The following is an 18,887-nucleotide window of genomic DNA, read 5'->3' as shown; positions in this document are numbered from 1 at the left end:
GCGTCCCCCGGGGTTCTCCGGAGGGAGGTTGCAAATCCTCCCCGCCAGAAGTCCGTCCGACCGGGTATGGCGCTATCTCAAGTACGCACGACGGGCCGCCGCGGGTTCGGGGGGCGGCGCCACCGGGGGGGCAAGTTTAGCGAGGTTATTCGAGCATCGCGGAGGTGATACTGATGGAGCATCCCGGAATCAGCCCGTCGCTCCTGGCATGGCAGGAGACGCTTCCCGCACGCGGAGGCACGGCATTCCCGATCCGGGCCGGCCAGGTCTGCCGGATCGTCGACCTGGAGGGACAGCAGGTTGCCGACTTCATCTGCTTCAACCTGAACGACTACGTCGACAAGATCTCGCCCGAGAACACGCAGCTGCTGAACGGGACGCTGTTCCTGACCAAGGGACACCACCTGTACTCGACCAAGGCGACGCAGTTGATGACGATCACGGCGGACACCTGCGGGGTCAACGACATCATCAGCGGATCGTGCAGCGAGTACACGAACGCGTTCCGATACGGCGTGCGCGGGACGCCCAACTGCCGCAACAACTTCGAGCGGGCGCTCAAACCCTACGGCATCCCGCTCACCGAGATCCCGTACTCGTTCAACGTCTTCATGAACACGCCGGTCGCGTCCGACGGCGGCACCGGCATCCAGGAGCCCAAGTCCAAGCCGGGCGACTACCTCGACCTGCGCGCGAACATCGATCTCTTGATCGCGGTCTCGAATTGCCCGCAGGAGCGCAACCCGTGCAACGCCTTCAAGCCGACGCCGCTGCAGGTCGTGGTCTACGACCCGGAACCCACCGGCAAAGGCGCGGGGATCCAGCCGTGGGTGAGACGCTAACGCCGCCCCGACGCCTCCGGTCCTAGGAGGCCCAGGGCCCGCGCGACCCGCTCGGGGGTGATCGGCAGCTCGGTGACGCGGACGCCGACCGCGTCTTCGACGGCGTTCGCGACCGCGGCCGCCGGGGGCCCGATCGGCGGCTCGCCGATGCCGCGCGCCCCGAACGGCCCCTTGCCCTCGTGCGACTCGAGGAGCAGCGGCACGACGTCGGGCACGTCGAGCGACGTCGGGATGAGATATGAGGCGAAATTGGTGGACAGATTGACGCCTCGGTCCACCACGATTTCTTCCATGAGTCCGTAGCCGAGGCCCATCACCGCGCCGCCCTGGATCTGGCCCTCCACGCTCTGGGGATTGATGGCCCGTCCCACGTCGTGGCAGGCCGCGTGGCGCAGTACGGTCACGGCGCCGGTTTCGGTATCCACCTCGACTTCGACCGCGTGCGCCCCGAACGTGTAGTCCGGAAAGATCCGCCCGCCGCCGCGCTCGAGATCCACCGGGTCTCCCGCCGGCGCGTGGTAGACGCCGAGGTAGCTGCGGGGAACGCCGTGGCGCGCGCACTCTTTGAGCACCGCCGGCCACTCGACGCGCCTGCCCGAGTCGTCCGCCGCGCCGCCGTCGCGCGGCGTCACCCGATCCGGCCGCGCACCGAGCATCTGCGCGGCCACCGGGAGCAGCCGGCCGCGGAGTCCGTTCGCGGCTTCGAGCACGGCGTTCCCCGACATATAGAGCTGGCGCGTCGCCGTCGTCGTACCGGCGAGCGGCGTCAGCGCGCTGTCCCCGATGTGCACGGCCACCCGCTCCGGTTCGACGCCGAGGACCTCCGCCGCGATCTGGCACAGCGACGACGCCTGGCCGCCGCCCACGTCGGGGACGCCGGCCCGGACGACGACCGTGCCGTCCATCTCGAAGCCGACCCACGCGCTCGCCCAGTCGTGGAGCCAGACGATGCGGCCGTAGGGCTGAATGTTGCACGCGATTCCCCGGCCGCGCCGCCGCGTGCCCGATGCCGCGCCGCCGGGGCCGGCGGCGGCAGACCCCGCGGCCGGCTCGCGCGTCCCGAGCGCGGCCCACGCCCGCTCCGCGGCTTCGGCGACGCCGACGTGCGTGTCGAGCTCCTGGCCGACGGGGAGCCGGTCGCCCTTGCGGAGCGCGTTGCGAACGCGAATCGCGACCGGATCGATCCCGAGGCGCCGGGCGAGGCGGTCCATCTGCGACTCGTAGCCGAGCACCATCTGCATGCCGCCGAAGCCCCGCATCGCGCTCGTCGGCGGATTGTTGGTGTAGACGACCCGCGCGTCGATCGTCGCGTTGGGAATGCGATACGGGCCGGCCGCGGTCACGGTCGCGTACATCAGCACGAGCGCGCTCAGGTACGCGTACGCGCCGGAGTCCGCGAGCAGCGCCACGTGCTGGGCGACGAGCGTCCCGTCCCGCATGGCGCCGGTCCGATACCGCAGCAGGAAGGGATGGCGCTTGGGGCGGGCGAGCAGCGACTCTTGGCGGGACCACACCATGCTGACCGGGCGGCGCGTCCGCGACGCCAGCAGGCCGAGGAAAACCTCGACCGTGACGTCTTCCTTGCCCCCGAACCCGCCGCCGACGTAGGCGCCGATGACGCGCACGCGATTGTGCGGCAACCCGAGCGCCTCGGCCACGTCGCGGAAGTGCTCGATCACCTGGGTCGAGACCCGGATCGTCACCACGCCGTCCGCGTCGACCCAGGCCACGCCGCACTCCGGCTCGAGATAGGCGTGGTCGATGAACTGGCAGCGGTAAGCGCCCTCGACGAGGGCGTCGGCCTTCGCGAGCGCCGCCTCCGCGTCGCCGGTCTGCACGTGCCACCGCGCGAGCACGTTGCCCTCCTCGTGCACGCGCGGCGCGCCGGGCCGCAGCGCCTCCTCCGGGTCGAAGACGCCCGGCAGCGCCTCGTACTCGACCTCGATCGCCTCCAGCGCCTGCTGCGCAATCGCCGGCGTCTCCGCGGCGACCAGCGCGACAGGCTCGCCCTGATAGCGAACGACGGCGTCGGCCAGCACCTGGATGCGCGCGCGCAGGGCGCCGACCTCGCTCGTCTGCCCGGGGACGTCGGTCCACAGCGTGTTGCGCGGCACGTCACGGGCGGTCAGGACCGCGGCGACCCCGGGGACCGCGAGGGCGCGCGCGGTATCGAGGCGCCGGATACGCGCCGAAGGGTACATCGACCGCAGCACGGCCCCGTGCAACATGCCCGGCATCCGCCAGTCGGCGGCGTACAGGGTCGCGGCCTGCACTTTGTCGCGGGCGTCGTGGCGCGGGATCGGCTTGCCGACGACGCGCAGCCGCTCGGCGGGAAGGACAGCCGCGGGGGAAGCGCCCGGTCCGGGGGCGGGCTCACCCACGGCCGGCGGCCTCGATCGCGTCGACGATCTTCGTGTAGCCGGTGCAGCGGCACAGGTTGCCGGCGATGGCGCGGCGGATGTCGTCGCGCGTCGGACGCGGATGCCGTCTTAAGAACGCGTGCGCGGTGAGGATCATCCCGGGCGTACAGAACCCGCACTGCGCGGCGCCGTGCGCGACAAAGGCCTCCTGGAGCGGGCTGAGCGCGCCGGCCGGAGCGAGACCCCGCACCGTGGTGATCTCGTGTCCCGCGGCCCGCGAGGCCAGCAGCAGGCAGCTGCTCACGGGCTCGCCGTCGAGCAGCGCGGTGCACGTGCCGCAGACGCCCTCGCCGCAGCCGTCCTTCACTTCGATTGCGCCGAGTTCATCCCGCAGCACGGCGAGCAGCGTGGCGTGCGCGGGAACGCGTATCTCGCGGCGCTCGCCGTTCAGCGTGAAGGCGATCGTCAGCTCGGTCATGGCCGGCCTCCCGCCGACGCGCGCGCGGTCGCGCGGAGAAGCGCGCGCACGGTGAGAACGCGCGCGAGGTGCCGGCGATACTCGGCGGACGCGTGCACGTCGTCGCCCGGCTCGATCTCCAGCGTTTGCTCCTTAACCACCTGCCGGAACACCCGCTCGGACGGCTCGACGCCGCCGAGCGCCGCCTCCACCTTGGCAAGCCGCGCCGGCGCCGGGCCCGCCCCGGCGATCGCCACGCGGACGCGCGTGGCGCGCCCGCCGCCGTCGAGCTCGACCGCGGCGATCGCCGCCACGATCGCGAAGTCCCCCGCCCGGCGCGTAAACTCCTCGACCGCGTAGCCGGCACGGCCCTCCGGCAGCGTGAGGCGCACCGCGGCCAGGAGCTCGTCCGGCCGGAGCGACGTCGAGAGCAGCCCCGTGAAGAACTCCGCCGCGGGAATCGTGCGGTCGCCCCGCGGCCCGCGGGCCACGAGCACGCCGTCGAGCGCCCGGATGACCGCCGGCAGCTCGGCCGCAGGGTCGGCGTGCGCCAGGCTGCCGCCGATCGTCCCCATCGTCCGAACCCGCACGTTGCCGATCAGCGCCGCCGCCTCCGAGAGCAGCGGACACGCGGCCAGCGGGCCTTCGCCCTCCTCGAGCGCGCGGTGCCGGACGAGCGCGCCGATCTCGAGCGTGTGCCCGTCGAGCCGGACGCCGCGCAGCTCGTCGAGCCGGTGAATGTCCACGACCGCGGACGGGCGCACCAGGCGCAGCGTCAGCATCGGCACGAGGCTCTGCCCGCCGGCAAGCACCTTCGCGTCCTCGCCGAGGCTGCCCAGCGCGGCGAGCGCGTCCGCGACCGTCGCCGGCGCGTGATAGTCGAAGGGGACCGCGGGCATCGTCACACGTCCCACCCGCCGTCGACGACGATTTCGTGGCCGCTGATCTGCCGGCTCTCGTCCGACGCGAGGAAGACCGCGGCGTTCGCGACGTCGGTCTCCTCGGTGAACCGGCGCATCGCCATCTCGGAGACGTACTCGTCGAATACGGCCTCGCGGGTCCAACCGCGCACCCGCGCCTTCTCCGCGATGATCTTGTCCATCCGGTCGCCCGCGACGACGCCGGGGAAGATCGCATTCACGTTCACGTTGTAGGGCCCGACCTCGAGCGCGAGCGTGCGGGTGAGCCCCCGCACGGCCCACTTCGAGGACGAGTACGCCGCGCGAAATCGGTAGCCGCGGAGACCGGAGGTCCCCGCGATGTTGATGATCTTGCCGTACTTCCGCTCGATCATCCCCGGCACGAACGCCCGGCAGCAGAGGAACACCCCGCGCACGTTGACGGCCAGCACGCGATCCCACTCCTCCGCCGGGATCTTGTGCAGCGGCGTCTCGATCGGGCCGATCGTGCCCGCCCCGTTCACGAGGATGTCGACCCGCCCGAATTCTTTGAGCGCCCGGTCCGCGAGCGCGGCCACCTGGTCCTCGCGCGTCACGTCCGCCGGCACCGCGAGATGCCGCGATCGCGCGCCCTCGACCGGGGGCAGCCGCTCCACGAGGGCCGACAGCGGCCCCGGCTCGCGCGCCGCGGCGACGATCGAGGCACCCTCGCGCGCGAACGCCTCGCAGACCGCATCCCCCATGCCCTTCGCCGCGCCGGTGACGACCGCCACGCGATCCCGCAACCTCACGCCCCGTCTCCCTCCGCCGGCGGACCGCCTGACGGCGGACTCGCCGGCAACGATGTCGTCAAACCGCCGGCGGCGCCGCCGCCGGTGGTGTCCCTCCGGTCACGTACCCGTTGTCGAGATCCGCCCGCCGAAGCGCCTCGGACCGCTCCCCGGGCGGCCCGTACCCGCCGCCGCCGGAACTCTCCAGCACGATGAGATCACCGCGCCGCAGGTCACGGTTCTCCTTGGGCGCGACGGCGAAGCGCTCCCCCCCGCGCTCGCAGGTCACGCGGAACGGCGCGCCGTCGCCGCCCCCGAACACGCCCCACGGCCGCACGCGCGCGCGCTCGATCATCGTCGACAGCTCCGCCTGCTCGCACAGCACGCGGTACGACCGGCGCAGCCCGAGCCCGCCGCGGCGCCGGCCGGGTCCGCCGCTGTCCGGGCGCAGCGCGCAGCACTCCACCCGCAGCGGATATTCGCTCTCGATCACCTCGACCGGCGTGTTCATCACGTTGCTCATGTGCACGCGCACCGCGTTGGTCCCGTCCCGGTCGCGGGCGGCCCCCTCGCCTCCGCCGTGCACCTCGTACAACACGAACGGCCGCCCGTCCTCGTGGCGTCCGCCAAACATCACGAGCCCGGACGTCCCGGGACCGCCGGCGACGATCCGGTCCGGGAGCACCGGCGCGAGCGCCCGGAACACCGCGTCCACGACGCGCTGCGACGTCTCGTGGTTGCCGCCGACGCGCGGGGCTTCGGGGCCGGGGTTCAACACCGTACCCCCCGGCACGCGCAGACGGAGCGGCCGGTAGCAACCGCCGTTCGCCGGGATCTCCGGACCCAAGAGCGCCCGCATCGCGTAGAAGACGGCCGAAGCGGTCACGAAGCGTGTGGCGTTGAGCGGCCCCGCGGTCTCCGGCGCGGTGCCCTCGAAGTCGACGTCGAGGCGGTCGCCGTCCGGCCGCACCCGCACCGCGATCCGCACCGGCCGCTCGTCGATGCCGTCGCCGTCGAGCCAGTCTTCGCCCGCGTACTCCCCCGGCGGCAGCGCCGCGATCGCCCGGCGCATCAAGGTGTCGGACTCGTCGAGCATTCGCGCGAGGCAGCCGGCCACCGTGTCCCCGCCGAAGCGCTCGAAGATCTCCCGGAGACGCTGCGCCGCCACCGCGTTCGCGGCGCACTGCGCCAGGACGTCTCCGCGCCGCTCGTCGCGCCCCCGCACGTTCGAGAGCACCATCTCGAGCATCGGCGCGTTCGGGGCGCCGGCGAGAAACAGCGGCACCGGCGGAATGCACAGGCCTTCCGCGTAGCGATCCCGGGCCGTCGCGACGTAGCTGCCACGCCGCGCGCCGCCCACGTCCGGCCAGTGTGCCAGGTTCACCGCAAACGCCACGGGCCGCCCGCCGTGAAACACCGGTGTGATCGCCTTCACGTCCGGCAGGTGGTTGCCGCCGACCTCGGGGTCGTTCGTAAAGTACACGTCGCCCTCGCGGAGCGCCGACGCGGGTACGCGTTTCAAAAATTCGCCGACGGTGAACGCCATCACGCCGAGATGGATCGGAATGTCGCGACCCTGCGCGACCAGATTCCCGTCCGCGTCGGTCAGCGCGCAGGATAGATCGCCCGCCTCCTTGAGGACGGGCGAGCGCGCCGAGCGCATCAGCACGGCGCGCATCTCCTCGGCGACCGAAAAGACCGCGTGCCGCACCACCTCAAGAGTGATGGGGTCGACCGGCATCATGCGGCCTCGAGCCACAGGAGGCCCGCGGCGTCGCACCGCAGCGCCTGCCCCGGCGGCACGACCACGGTCGACCACTCGTCCTGGACCACGGCCGGACCGAGCAGCCGCGTCTCCGGCTCGATGCCGCCGCGGGTGTGCACGGCCGCCGGCATCCATCCGCGTCCGTAGAAGAACGCGCGCCGTTCGCCTCGGCCGCCCCCGCCGCCCCGGGCATCTCGTCCCGCGCTCCGCCCCGCGGACGGGGCGGAGGCGGCGGGCGCGGCGCCGCCGTCGCGGGAGGGCACGACCGCGCTCACGCGCAGATTGACGCACTCCACGGGTTCGTCGGTCTCGTACCCATACCGGCGGCGATGCCGATCGGTGAAGCGCCGCCGGATGCCCGGCGCGTCGAAGCCCGCCGCGACGGCGACTTCCAGTTCGTAGTTCTGGCCGCGGTACCTCAGGTCCATGGACCGCTGAAGGACGACGCGGCCGGCCGCAACGCCGTCCCCGGCGAGCCGCTCGAGCAGTTCCGCCTCCATATCCGCGAACGGCACGTCCCACGTAGACGGCGCCGAGGCGCCGAGAACGAAGCGCCGCGTCCGCACGGCATCGTAGCGTAGGTCCGCGACGAGACAGCCATAGGCGGAAAACCCGCTCGAGCACGGCGGGACGAGCGCCCGCGGCATCCCGGCGAGCTCGATCAGCCGTCCGGCGTGCAGCGGACCCGCCCCGCCGTAGGCGATCAGCGCAATGCCGCGTGGATCGGCGCCCCGTTCGACGGATACCATGCGCAGCGCGCGGGTCATCGCCGCGTTGGCGACCTCGAGCACGCCCGCGGCCGCCTCGGGCACGGACATTCCGAATCGCGTGGCGAGCGGCTCGAGCACCCGCCAGGCGAGCGCCGGATCGAGGCGCAGCCCGCCCACGCCGGCCTCGGGGTCGAGATAGCCCAGCACGACGTACGCGTCGGTCACCGTCGGCTCCTCACCGCCCCGTCCGTAGGCGGCCGGGCCGGGCTCCGCGCCGGCGCTGCGCGGTCCGACGCGGAGCGCCCCGCTCTCGTCGACCCACGCGATCGACCCGCCGCCGGCGCCGATGCTCTCGACGGCCAGCGAGCGCACCCGGACGGGCTGGCCGTGGACGCGGCGCTCGGTGAGGGTCTCCACCTGTCCGCCGTGGATCAGGCAGACGTCGGTCGACGTCCCGCCCATGTCAAGCGCGACGGCGTCTGCCACGCCCGCGGCGGCGGCCGCGGCGCGCGCCGCGGCGACCCCGCCCGCGGGGCCGGACAGAATCATCGCGAGCGGCACGCGGCGCGTCTGGCCGGGAGGCGCCATCCCCCCGCTCGACTGCATGAGGCGTAAAGTACCGCTGAGCCCGCACCCCGCGAGGCCGGACTCGAGGTCGGCCAGGAACCGATCGACCAGGGGGACCATCTGCGCGTTGACGCAGGTCGTCTGCGTGCGCTCGTACTCGCGGAACTCCGGGTTCACGTCGGACGAGAGGCAGACGTGCGGCACCGCCGGACGCAGCAGATCCGCGGCGCGCCGCTCGTGCGCCGGGTTGGCATAGGCGTGGAGGAAGCTCACCGCGACGGCCTCGACGCCCGCCTCGCGCAGCGTCCCCGCGAGGCGCACCACGGCGGCCTCGTCGAGCGGTACCTGCGGCCGCCCGCGGTGGTCCATCCGCTCGGGCACCTCGAAGCGCAGCGCGCGCGGCACGGCCGGCGGCGTCCGGCCGGGGACGTCGAGCCGGTAGAGATGGTCGCGCTGCTGCCGGCCGATCTCCAGGACGTCGCGGAATCCTTCGGTGGTCACCAGCGCGGTGCGTGCTCCACGGCCTTCCAGCACCGCGTTCGTAACCGCCGTCGTGCCGTAGGTCAGGCGCGCCACGCGCTCGCCGGCGCGCACGACGCGGCGGAGCCCCTCGCGCAGCGCCCGCGACGGGTCGCGCGTGGTGGGCATCTTGCAGAACCGGAGCGGCCCGCCCGAGGCGGGCCGGGCGACGACGTCGGTGAACGTGCCGCCGACATCGACCCCGACGCCTACGGCGTCCGGCACGATCGCCTGGAGGTCAGATGCCCTCACCCCCCGAACCTCGCCGGCCCCCTGGGCGCGGCGTCCTCAGCGCGGGATTACCGGCAGCAGCACGAAGGCACAGTGCACCCCGCCGGTGTGCAGCGTGTTCCGGCCGCCGAACACTGCGGCCGGGCGATCGTCCGGATCCGTGTGCACGAACGGTCCGGATCCCCGAAACGGCGTGACGAACGACCGGATCTCCTGCGCGGGTCCCGGACGCTCGAAGTCGCGTCCGAGGACCGTGAACGCGACGCGGCCGCCGGCCGGCACCACGACCGACGTCGGCCAGATCTCGACGTCCAGTTCGTAGACTCGGCCGGCGACGAGTTGCTCGGCGTGGTCGTGGGCGTGATACGGCCGCCACGGCGTGGAGAGGGCCGGGTCGAGCCGGCGTTGGGAGGCGCGCAGCCATCCGTTTGCGACAGGCGAGTGCGGATCGAGCGCGCCCTGAAAATCGATCTCGCGGCCCGCGGCGTCGAAGGCCTGCAATACCACGAACACGTCGGTGTCGGCCGTCGACGACGACAGGAAGAGCTTCGCCGCGGCCGGGCCGGTGATTTCCGTCGTGTCCGGAAACGGCGGCGTCGAGAAAGTCACGCCGGCCCCGCCGGCGTCGTAGACCGCGGACAGGGCGGCGCCGGACGCCTGCTCCGCGAGCGTCCGGGCGCCGGCGTCAAGATACCATTTCGTCCACCGCGTGCCCTTGAGCGGCCATTCGTCTTCCGCCCGCTCCTCGAAACGGTCCGGGTGACGGACCTGCAGCAGCACGCGCGGCTGGTCCTCCCAGCCGTTCGACTCGCCCTTAAGGAAGTGGTCGAAGAAACGGCGCTGCAGCGTGCGCCCGTAGTCCGTGTAGAAGTGGGTCCAGTGCTCGAGGCCGTGCACCTCGAGCCATTTCTCCGTCGACGCGGCGCGCATGAAGCCCTCGAAGTTGCCGCGCGCGTGGAGACCGTGCCCGCCCCAGTTGGCGGCGGAGAGAAGCGGTACGCGCACCTTCGACCAGTCGGGCGAGCGCTCGCGATAGAACGGCCCGTCGAGCGGCCGCGCCAGCACCGCGCCGCGCAGGTCCGCGCGGCTGGCCGCGAGCACCTCCTCGGAGAGCGTCTCCGGACCGGCGACCGGCTGGCCGGTGTTGGGATTGACCGGACCGCGGTCGCCGAGGCCGTGCTGGACGGTAAGGACCTGCTTCTTCATCCAGTTGCCCCAGAAGTCGCACAGGATGCCGCCGTGGCGCGTCATGTCGCGGTACCAGTCCGCCGCCCCCTCCCAGGGGCAGATCGCCGCGAGGTGCGGCGGCTGCAGCGCGGCGACGTGCCACTGGTTGATCGCGTAGTACGAAATGCCCGCGAGGCCGACGCGGCCGTTGCTCCAGGACCGCGTGCCCGCCCACTCGATACACTCGTAGAGGTCGCGCGTCTCGCGGGGACAGAACGGGTCGAGGAAGCCCGGAGACCGGCCGGCGCCGCGCGAGTCGACGCGGACGCACGCGTAACCGTCGGGGACCCACTTCTCCACGTCCGGCAGCTCCCAGCTCTGATAGCGTCCCGACGACCCGCGCACGACGTCGGGGTGATGCTCCACGAGCCGGGTCCACTGATCGGGGTACCCCTGCCGGAACGGGAGGCCCTTCGCGTACGGGCCGTAGGTGAGCAGCACGGGATGCGGCCCCGCCGTGTCGGGGCGAAAGATATCCGCGCGGAGCACGACGCCGTCATTCATGCGGATGCCGGCGTCCCACTCGATCACCATGCCCGCGTCGCGGTCGACGCGCCACGGGCGCTCGGACGATTCGGTCATCGGCGCCGCCCGCGGCTTCCCTTGGACTTCGCCCGATGCGCGGGCTTTCGCGCCACCGGCCTGCGCACGCGCGGCCGGTCGACCCGCGCCGACGCCGACCAGCCCCGGCTGCCCTCGCCGTCGACGAGATTCTTGCTGCTGAGGAAGACGCTGTCTTCGATCGCGCGGATCTCGTGGACCACGTTCGGCGGCACGTGGATCACCTCGCCGGCCTCGACGATCTGCTCCTCATCGCCGACGTGCGCCCTGAGCCGCCCGTTCAGCAGGTAAATGATCTGCTCGTTGGGGTGCTCGTGGGGATCGGCCCCGGTGCCGCCGGCAATCCGGTAGCGGCCGACTTCGATAATCGCTCCGGTGACGGTACCGCCGGTGGCCGTGGAATAGTGCGGCGAGATGACTTCGTCCGGCAACGCGTCCCACTTGTGAAACGGCATCGTCGCCCCTCCCTGCCTACCCGGCGCTCTTCGACGCTTCGGCCCAAGGCTTCTCCACGAAGAACGTCCCGGCGTCCTCCTTGCTCGGGCAGTTGCCGTACGTGAACACCAACTCCGCGGTCTCCGTGTCGCTCATGTTCTGCAGCCCGTGGACCACGCCGGCCGGAACGTAAACAAACTGGTTCTCGGCGACCACGTACTCTTTTCGGTCCTCGCCCATGAAGATGCGCAGCCGGCCCTTGCGGATGAAGAACGACGCTTCGCAGGAGTGGTAGTGCGCCTGGTTGCGCCCGCCGGGCGGGATGCGCGTGCGGCCCATCGTGATCGTGCGGGAACCGACGCTGTGCTTGTCCACGCCGAACGCGATCACGAGCGGCGGTTCGTACGTGACGTCCGAAGCGATCTTCTCGGAGTCGACGATTGCGTAATCCGCCATGGGGGTCCTCCGCGTGAAGAAGGTCGAGGGAAGCGCACTTCGACGGCCCGCGGCAGGCCTCCCTGCAGACGGACACGAAGCGGCAGGCGTGCCCGAAGTGCTGCGGATTCATCACGTCGGCATCATTGTGCGCGACGCCGAAGCGGCGGCGGAGACGTACCGGACGGGCCTCGGCCTTGACGTGCTCGGCGTCGAAGACTATCGCGGCGAAGCCACGGTGGCGCTGCTCTCCGCCGGTGAAAGCCTCCTGCACCTCATCCAGCCGCTGACCGACGGCACGATCTGGGCCGCGGCGCTGCGCGACCGCGGTGAAGGCCCGCACCACGTCGCGCTGGAAGTCGCCGACATCGACGCCGCAATCGCCGGCGTCAGGGCGGCGGGACTGCGCACGCTCGAAGACCGGCCGCGCCGGGACCCCGGCGGCGCCTTCGGCGTGTTTCTGGATCCGGGGGGCGGCGCGACCCTCATCGAACTCGTGCAGGCGGTCCGGAGCTGATCGGCGTCCTCGGGGTCTTCAGCAACGTTATTGGACCGGTGCTCCTGATCGGCGCGGCGGGGTACGCGCTCGGCCGCGCGAAGCTCGTCGACGCGCAGCCCCTCACGTCGCTGTCGGTCGCGGTGCTCGCGCCGGCGATCTCTTTCTACGCGGTCACCACCGCGACGGGGGACCACACTGTGCTCGCGCGGATGGCCGCGTACCTCGTCGTGCAGCTCGTCCTGATCGGCGCGATCGCGATCGCCGCGGCGTCCGTCGCGCGGTGGGATCGCACGCGCCGCACCGGTCTCCTGCTTGCGACGCTGTTCAGCAACGCCGGCAACGCCGGGCTGCCGCTCGCCCTCTTCGCGTGGGGCAGCCGCGGCCTCGCCGCGGCGCTCGCTTTCTTCGCGGTACAGGCCGTGCTCGTGAACGTGCTGGCCGCCTACATCGCCGCCCACGCCGAGTCCGGCGCGCGCCGCGCGCTGCGGACGCTCGCCCGGCTGCCGATCACCTACGCCGTGGCCGCGGGCCTCTTGCTCGACGTGCTGGGCGTCGTGCCGCCGGCGCCGGTCGCGCGGGCGGCCGAGCTGCTGGCGAACGGAGCGGTCGCCGTGATGCTGCTGCTGATCGGGGTGCAGCTCGCGCAGGTGCATCCGAACGGCGAGTGGCCGGCAATCACGGTAGCGACGATCATCCGCCTGGGGATCGCGCCGGTGCTCGCGTGGGTGACGGCGCCTTGGGTCGGGCTCGAGGGCGTGGCGCGGCAGACCAGCATTTTGCAGTCGAGCCTGCCGACCGCGGTCACGGCCGCGATTTGGGCGTCGGAGTTCGGGGTCGCGCCGTCCCTCGTCAGCGGCGCCGTGATCGTGACGACGCTGTTGAGTCCGCTGACCGCCGCGGTGCTGCTGACCCTGCTTCGCTAGCCTCCCGCCGCAGCAGCGCTTCCCCGCGCAGCGCGTCGATGAACTGCCGGGCGGCCCGGCACGAACGGCCGTTGTGCCACTGCGCCCAGACGATCGCGCGGCGGTGCAGCTCCTCGCGCGGGACGTCGAGGCCGAACTGTGACGCGAGCCCCTCGACGACGTGGAGGTACCGCTCCTGGTCCGGCACCAGGAACGGCGCGTGGATGCCGAAGCGGTCGGCGAGGGACAGTTTCTCCTCCGCGGCCTCCTGCGGGTTGACCTCGTCCTCGGGGCCGCCGGCCGCTTGGCGGTCGGCAAACCGCTCCACGACGAGGCGCCGCCGGTTGCTCGTCGCGTACAGCACGACGTTGTCCGGCCGCGCCTCGACGCCGCCCTCCAGCACCGCCTTCAGCGCCTTGTACTGCGTCTCGTGCTCGTCGAACGACAGGTCGTCCACAAAGAGGATGAACCGTTCGCGGCGGCCCCGTAGCAGCGCGAGAATACGCGGATAGTCGCCGAGGCGGTCCTTCGCGACCTCGACGAGCCGCAGGCCCGATCCGGCGTATTCGTTCGCGAGCGCCTTGATCGTCGACGATTTGCCGGTACCGCGGTCTCCGTAGAGCAGCACGTTGTTGGCCGGGCCGCCGGCGACAAACTGCCGCGTGTTCTCGACGACCGGCTCGCGCTCCAGTTCGTAGTCGACGAGATCGGCGAGGCGCACCGGGTCCGGTACCGCGACGCCCTCGAGGCGCCCCGCACCCTCGTCGTGGACCCAACGGAACGCGCGGTACCGGCCGAACAACCCCACGCCCGCCGACGCGAAGTAGGCGGCGAGGTCCTGCGCGAGCACCGGCCACTCCCGCGATGCGTGCAGGCGCCGCATGATCCGCAGGCGCGCCGGAGCCGCGGCCGCGCCGTCGAACGGCCGGAAGCCGTCCCAAGAGACCGCCGGCCGCCCGGTCAGCCGCGCCGCGGCTTCGAACAGGGCCGTCCCGCCGCGCTCGTGGCAGACGGCGAGCGCCGCGAGATCGGTGCGCACCTGCGCGACCAGCGCCGGCCCGAGCGCGTGCCACGGCGCGCGCTCCGCTTTGTGGCTGAAGGGGTTGTCGTCCTCGAGAAGCCGCGCGATCAGATGCGTCTGCCACGCGTCGCCGACAAGCGGTCCGGCGGCGGACTCCGTCTCCACCGCGAGAAGCGTGAACAACCGGGCGTACGCGGCGGCGGCCCGCACCGCGTCGGGCGCCTCGCGGGCCAGCGCTCCGACGAGCTCGCGCCACTCCCGGCCGGCCGGGTCGTCCAGCACACCCCGCAGCACGACAAGCGACTCCGCGGCGCGCGCGAGATCCCGCCACCCCGCGGCGCTCTCCCGCACGGAACCGGCGCGGCGGCGCGTGGGGCGGCGAGACGCCTTCCGGGCCATCCGGTCAGGCGCTCAGCGCGGCCGGCGGCTCCGCCGGCTTGAACTCCGGCAGCGCGGGGTGCAGCAGGTCGACGTACTTGAGACCCGCGCCGGTGTTGAAGAGCACAACCGTCTCATGTTTGCGCACGAGCCCGTCGCGCACCATCGCCTTGAGCGCGCCGTATGTCGCGGCCCCCTCCGGACAAGCGAACAGGCCGTCCTCGCGGGCGAGTTCCTGCATGTCGGCGAGGATCGATTCGTCGGAGACGCTGTAGGCCGTGCCGCCGCTGTCGCGCACAGCCTGCAAGATGAGGTAGTCGCCGATGGCGGCCGGCACGCGGAGCCCGGCGGCGATCGTCCGCGCGTCGCGCCAAGGCTCGGCGTGCGTCCGACCCTCCTGGAACGCGCGCACCATCGGCGCACAGCCCGCGGCCTGCACGACCACCATCCGCGGCCGCTTGGCGCCGATCCAGCCGAGCGTTTCCATTTCGGCGAAGGCCTTCCACATACCCACGATGCCGGTGCCGCCGCCGGTTGGATAGATGATCACGTCCGGCAGCGTCCAGCCGAGCTGCTCGGCCAGCTCGTAGCCGAGGGTCTTCTTGCCCTCCGCGCGGTACGGCTCGCGCAGCGTCGACATGTCGAACCAGCCGCGCGAGGCGCCCGCCCTCCGCAGCACCTGGCCCGCGTCGGTGATCAGCCCGTGGATCAGGTACGTGTGCGCGCCGTACGCCGCGCACTCCGCCTTGTTCGTGTGCGGGGCGTCGACCGGCATCACGAGGTACAGTTCGAGATGGGCGCGCGCGCAGTAGGCCGCGGCGGCCGATGCCGCGTTCCCGGCGGACGGCATCGCGATCGTTGTCACGCCGAGCTCCTTCGCCCGGCTGATCGCCGCGGAAAGGCCGCGCGCCTTGAACGATCCCGTCGGGTTGAGGCCCTCTTCCTTGCACAGCACGTTCGCGAGGCCGAGACGGCTGCCCACTCCCGGCACCGGCAGGAGCGGCGTCATGCCCTCGCCGAGCGTGACGATGTTCGATTCGTTTCGCACCGGCATCAGCTCATGGTAGCGCCACATCGTCGCCGGACGTCCCCGCAGCGACTCGCGCGCGAACTCGCTGCGCGCCCGGTCCAGATCGTACCGGGCGTAGAGGACCTTGCCGCAGGCCGGACAGACGGTGTGGAGCTCGTCGGCGGCGTACGTCGCCGCGCAGGCCGTGCACTCGAGGTGATGCAGGAAGTTCATGGAGACCCCCTTTTGGGCGGCACGCCCGCCCGCATCTACGTTACAACTTCTCGCGGGGAAACGAAAAAGCCCGCGCGGACCGCGCGAGCCCTCAAACTGTTGACAGGGCGTATTATATCATATCTGCGATCCAAATGGAAGAGGCAGAATGAATCTATGGACATTCTAGAAATACGTCGGACAGCGCCCGTGGACCACAAATTGTCGCGCTTGCGGAGCTTAGCCCACCGGGACGAGTGAAATTGCCGGGGATTCGGGGAAAAGGTGTCTTATTCTTGGCTGAAACACCTCGAACAGTACGAGGGTGAACCGTGGCAAGGTTCTTCTCCGCCGCCGCTGTGTGGGGTCGCCTGCTCCTCCGCGACGTTCCAGACTCCGACTCGTGGAACCCCGATCGGATCGTCTATTGGGATGAGACCTACCTCGACGGCGTCTCCCGCCTGGCGATCGCAGGACAAAAGATCTACACGACTGCTGACCTTGACGCGGCGATCCACGCCTCCCGGCGGCCGCCGGGCATACGGCCGTTGTGGGTTCGCGAGGATCTGTTGGAAGACGCGTTGTTGCGTTGGGACGCCGCCCGGACGCCGGCGCGTCGATCCCCCTGGCGGGCGCGCGCCGCGGTCGCCGTCGCCGTCATCGCGGCCTTCGTGATCGGCCGCGCCGTCGGCGCACCCGGGCCGACGGGCCGAGTGCCGCCGGGATCGCTGAGTCACAGCGCGGCGCCCGCCGCCACCGCCGTGCCACGACCAGTCGCGGCCGCCGTCTTCGGCGTCGGGAATCCAGCCGCCGACAGCCCGGCTGTCCGGCGCCACACCGCCGCCGCACCGCCGCGGGCGCGTGCGCGGTACGCGGTCACGGTGGGGACTTTCACGGATCCCGACGCCGCCGACCGGATGCGGCACATCGTGCTGCGGAAGGGATTCCTCGTAGTGGTCGTCCGGCGCGGGGGACTCTCCGAGGTCGTGACGCCGGTGTTCGCCACCCGCGTTGAGGCGGAGCGTGTCGTGCGCGGCATGGAAGACAGCGGGATCCCGCCGGAGATCGTGACCTTGGTCGCGCGGTGAGGCCCTACGCGGGCGCGTGCGTGATGAACTGCAGCCAGTACCGCGGCACCGTGCCGGATAGGCGGGCATCTTCGATCGCCGCCCGCACGGTGCGCTTGAGCGCGTCCGCCCCGGCCTCGAGCGGCACGCCGGGGAGCGCCCCTTCGATGAACATCGAAAACTGTCCGATGTCTTCGAGGCTCTCCGGCGACATCTCGACCTTCTGAAGCTCCCAGGACGGGGCCACAAACCCGGCGCCGGACAACAGCTGCGCGTACTCCTCGGGTGTGCGCCACCGCATCGCCGCGGCCCGTCCCTCGTGCGTGTGCGCCACCGCGATGCCCGATTCCTGAACGAGGCGGGCGGCCCGCACGACCCACGAACGCCAGAAGCGCTCGGTGCCCGGGACGTAGCATCCCTTGAAGTAGGTCGTATTGAACGCGAGCACGCCGCCGGGCCCGAGGACCGCGCGGATCTCCCGCGCGACGCGCTCCTTGTCGGCGATCAGGTGAATGGCGTTGCAGAACACGACGACATCGACCTGCGGGACGAGCCGGCTGAGGTTTTCGGCGCTGCCGTGAACGAAGCGCACGACGCTCGACGCGATCCGGCGCCGCGCGCGGTCGAGCTCGGCGATCGAAGGGTCGACCGCGTAGATGATGCCGCGCGTGTGCTCGCGCATCCGCGCGAGCAGCAGCTCCGTGATCGCGCCCGGTCCGCACGCGAGATCCACGATTCTGGGGCCGAGCGCGGCGACGCGGTCGACGAGCCACCGGTTGACGTCCGTGAAGAAGTCGTGGCGCGCGAATCGCCAGAAGCCGAACCGGTCTTCTTCAGGCGAAGAGTCGTCCGCGACGCGGGACATCACGGGCTGCTCGTCCACAGCCGTATTATAGCCACGTCCCGGAGCGCCGCGCAAGGACGCTCCGGGACGTGACGGGGACCGCAAGCGTAGTCATGGGGCCGCGCGGCCCGGCCGGCGCCCGATCAGGCGCGGTGGCCGGAATTGAGCGACTGCACCGGCGCGTCGGTGACCCAGATCGGGTTGCGGAGATACCGGCTCACCATCGCGCGGATCGGCTCGGGCAACGTCGACGAGAACAGCGCCGTCTGGCGCGTCGACGGAGTGCGCACGAGAATCTGCTCCACGTCCGTCCGCAGCCCCATCTTCAGCATGCGGTCGGCGTCGTCGAGGACAAGCATGTGCACGCTGCGGAGCGTCAGCGTCGCCTTGCCGAGGTGCTCGAGCACGCGGTTCGGCGTGCCGACGACGATATGCGGCTTCTCGCGCAGCCGCGTGATCTGCCGGGCCAGCGGTTCGCCGGTCGAAATCGCGACGATGCGCAGCCGCGTGTGCGCCCCAAGCCGCCCGAGGTCGCCCGTGATTTGCCGCACCGCATCGCGGTTGGGCGCGAGGACGAGACCCTGCACCGCTTTGCTGCGCGGATCGAGCCGCTGCAGCATCGGGATGCCGAACGCCGCCGTGGTGCGCGGCGCGGGATCGGCCTGCGCGACAAGATCGCGGCCGATGGCGAGCGACGGGATCACGCGCGACTGAATCGGCGTGGGAGTCGCCCAACCGAGCTCCTGCAGCGCACGCTGGATGCGAGGATCGGCCAGACCGCCGAATCCGTTCGTACTTGCATGTGTTTCGATGGCCATTCGCACGCCCCTCGAATCAGGTTCTGCGCCGTGCGACCGGCACGGACCTCAGCCGATGATGCCGGTACACGGGACACGACCGGAGACAGTCACCCACTCCCGCCGGACCGTTGGAAGATGCGTCGTTGCGTCGCTGGAGAGACGCCGGGGTTTGAGTTTGGCTGCGCGGTTATTGTACCATAGCATCGGTTTGACGTACAACCGAGCCGGGTGGCGAACATACGTGCGCCCAAAGCCCTCCACGACCCATAAAATCAGGCCGGGCGGCGACTCCGCCGGCATCGACGGCGACCGCAGCCGGCCGACTCAGCAGTCCGCAACCGCGAAATCACCGGTCCCGGTCGATCTGGAAATCCGC

At 71.7% G+C, this 18,887-nt stretch carries 17 protein-coding genes; 4 read left to right on the top strand and 13 right to left on the bottom strand.

Annotation, left to right across the window (positions count from 1 at the left end; genetic code table 11):
* The first annotated feature begins 173 nt into the window (after nt 1-173).
* Nucleotides 174-842 carry an urea carboxylase-associated family protein gene (locus tag VFL28_16245; protein HET7266216.1) on the top strand — a complete coding sequence of 223 codons (669 nt, stop codon included), beginning with the start codon at nt 174-176 and terminating at the stop codon, nt 840-842.
* Here VFL28_16245 and VFL28_16240 read toward each other — a convergent pair.
* Genes VFL28_16240 through VFL28_16200 form a run of 9 tightly spaced genes read right to left on the bottom strand, consistent with a single transcriptional unit; the run spans nt 839 to nt 11,799 of the window.
* Nucleotides 839-3,223 (bottom strand): xanthine dehydrogenase family protein molybdopterin-binding subunit, encoded by a 2,385-nt coding sequence (locus tag VFL28_16240; GenBank protein ID HET7266215.1) that lies wholly within the window; start codon nt 3,221-3,223, stop codon nt 839-841. The genes VFL28_16245 and VFL28_16240 overlap by 4 nt on opposite strands.
* On the bottom strand, nt 3,216-3,680 hold the full coding sequence (locus VFL28_16235) for a (2Fe-2S)-binding protein (GenBank protein HET7266214.1): 465 nt from the start codon (nt 3,678-3,680) through the stop codon (nt 3,216-3,218). The genes VFL28_16240 and VFL28_16235 overlap by 8 nt, the downstream gene beginning before the upstream one ends.
* The gene (locus tag VFL28_16230; GenBank protein HET7266213.1) at nt 3,677-4,558 is read right to left on the bottom strand and encodes a xanthine dehydrogenase family protein subunit M; all 882 of its coding nucleotides are present in this window, start codon (nt 4,556-4,558) and stop codon (nt 3,677-3,679) included. Before VFL28_16230 ends, VFL28_16235 begins: the two co-directional genes overlap by 4 nt.
* Before the next feature lie 2 nt (nt 4,559-4,560).
* A complete protein-coding gene (locus tag VFL28_16225; protein HET7266212.1) occupies nt 4,561-5,349 on the bottom strand; it encodes an SDR family oxidoreductase in 789 nt (262 codons plus the stop codon).
* A gap of 58 nt (nt 5,350-5,407) precedes the next feature.
* Nucleotides 5,408-7,072 (bottom strand): hydantoinase B/oxoprolinase family protein, encoded by a 1,665-nt coding sequence (locus VFL28_16220; GenBank protein ID HET7266211.1) that lies wholly within the window; start codon nt 7,070-7,072, stop codon nt 5,408-5,410.
* A complete protein-coding gene (locus tag VFL28_16215; GenBank protein ID HET7266210.1) occupies nt 7,069-9,141 on the bottom strand; it encodes a hydantoinase/oxoprolinase family protein in 2,073 nt (690 codons plus the stop codon). The genes VFL28_16220 and VFL28_16215 overlap by 4 nt, the downstream gene beginning before the upstream one ends.
* A 36-nt stretch (nt 9,142-9,177) precedes the next feature.
* Complete coding sequence (locus VFL28_16210) at nt 9,178-10,929, bottom strand: CocE/NonD family hydrolase (GenBank protein HET7266209.1); 1,752 nt, start codon at nt 10,927-10,929, stop codon at nt 9,178-9,180.
* Entirely contained in the window at nt 10,926-11,363 is a 438-nt protein-coding gene (locus VFL28_16205; GenBank protein ID HET7266208.1) for a cupin domain-containing protein, read from the bottom strand. The genes VFL28_16210 and VFL28_16205 overlap by 4 nt, the downstream gene beginning before the upstream one ends.
* A gap of 16 nt (nt 11,364-11,379) precedes the next feature.
* Nucleotides 11,380-11,799, bottom strand: a complete 420-nt coding sequence (locus VFL28_16200) for a cupin domain-containing protein (protein ID HET7266207.1) — start codon at nt 11,797-11,799, stop codon at nt 11,380-11,382.
* Between the two features lie 88 nt (nt 11,800-11,887).
* Here VFL28_16200 and VFL28_16195 point away from each other — a divergent pair, with 88 nt between their 5' ends.
* A complete protein-coding gene (locus VFL28_16195; GenBank protein HET7266206.1) occupies nt 11,888-12,295 on the top strand; it encodes a VOC family protein in 408 nt (135 codons plus the stop codon).
* Between the two features lie 38 nt (nt 12,296-12,333).
* Nucleotides 12,334-13,200 carry an AEC family transporter gene (locus tag VFL28_16190; GenBank protein ID HET7266205.1) on the top strand — a complete coding sequence of 289 codons (867 nt, stop codon included), beginning with the start codon at nt 12,334-12,336 and terminating at the stop codon, nt 13,198-13,200.
* Here the strand turns inward: VFL28_16190 and VFL28_16185 are convergent.
* Together VFL28_16185 and VFL28_16180 are read right to left on the bottom strand one after the other, a co-directional pair.
* Entirely contained in the window at nt 13,127-14,551 is a 1,425-nt protein-coding gene (locus VFL28_16185) for an ATP-binding protein (GenBank protein ID HET7266204.1), read from the bottom strand. The genes VFL28_16190 and VFL28_16185 overlap by 74 nt on opposite strands.
* A gap of 52 nt (nt 14,552-14,603) precedes the next feature.
* On the bottom strand, nt 14,604-15,821 hold the full coding sequence (locus VFL28_16180; GenBank protein HET7266203.1) for a threonine synthase: 1,218 nt from the start codon (nt 15,819-15,821) through the stop codon (nt 14,604-14,606).
* Between the two features lie 311 nt (nt 15,822-16,132).
* Here VFL28_16180 and VFL28_16175 point away from each other — a divergent pair, with 311 nt between their 5' ends.
* Nucleotides 16,133-16,888 (top strand): hypothetical protein, encoded by a 756-nt coding sequence (locus VFL28_16175; GenBank protein ID HET7266202.1) that lies wholly within the window; start codon nt 16,133-16,135, stop codon nt 16,886-16,888.
* 4 nt (nt 16,889-16,892) lie between these two features.
* Here VFL28_16175 and VFL28_16170 read toward each other — a convergent pair whose 3' ends face one another.
* Both VFL28_16170 and VFL28_16165 read right to left on the bottom strand, forming a co-directional pair.
* Nucleotides 16,893-17,732 carry a methyltransferase domain-containing protein gene (locus VFL28_16170; GenBank protein HET7266201.1) on the bottom strand — a complete coding sequence of 280 codons (840 nt, stop codon included), beginning with the start codon at nt 17,730-17,732 and terminating at the stop codon, nt 16,893-16,895.
* Nucleotides 17,733-17,854: 122 nt separating this feature from the next.
* Nucleotides 17,855-18,529 (bottom strand): DEAD/DEAH box helicase, encoded by a 675-nt coding sequence (locus VFL28_16165; protein HET7266200.1) that lies wholly within the window; start codon nt 18,527-18,529, stop codon nt 17,855-17,857.
* Nucleotides 18,530-18,887: the final 358 nt, after the last annotated feature.

The organism is bacterium (genome assembly GCA_035691305.1).
In the GTDB taxonomy this organism is placed as follows: domain Bacteria; phylum Sysuimicrobiota; class Sysuimicrobiia; order Sysuimicrobiales; family Segetimicrobiaceae; genus DASSJF01.
Note: the sequence above shows the minus strand (reverse complement) of the source record. Positions and strands in the feature narration are given on the sequence as shown.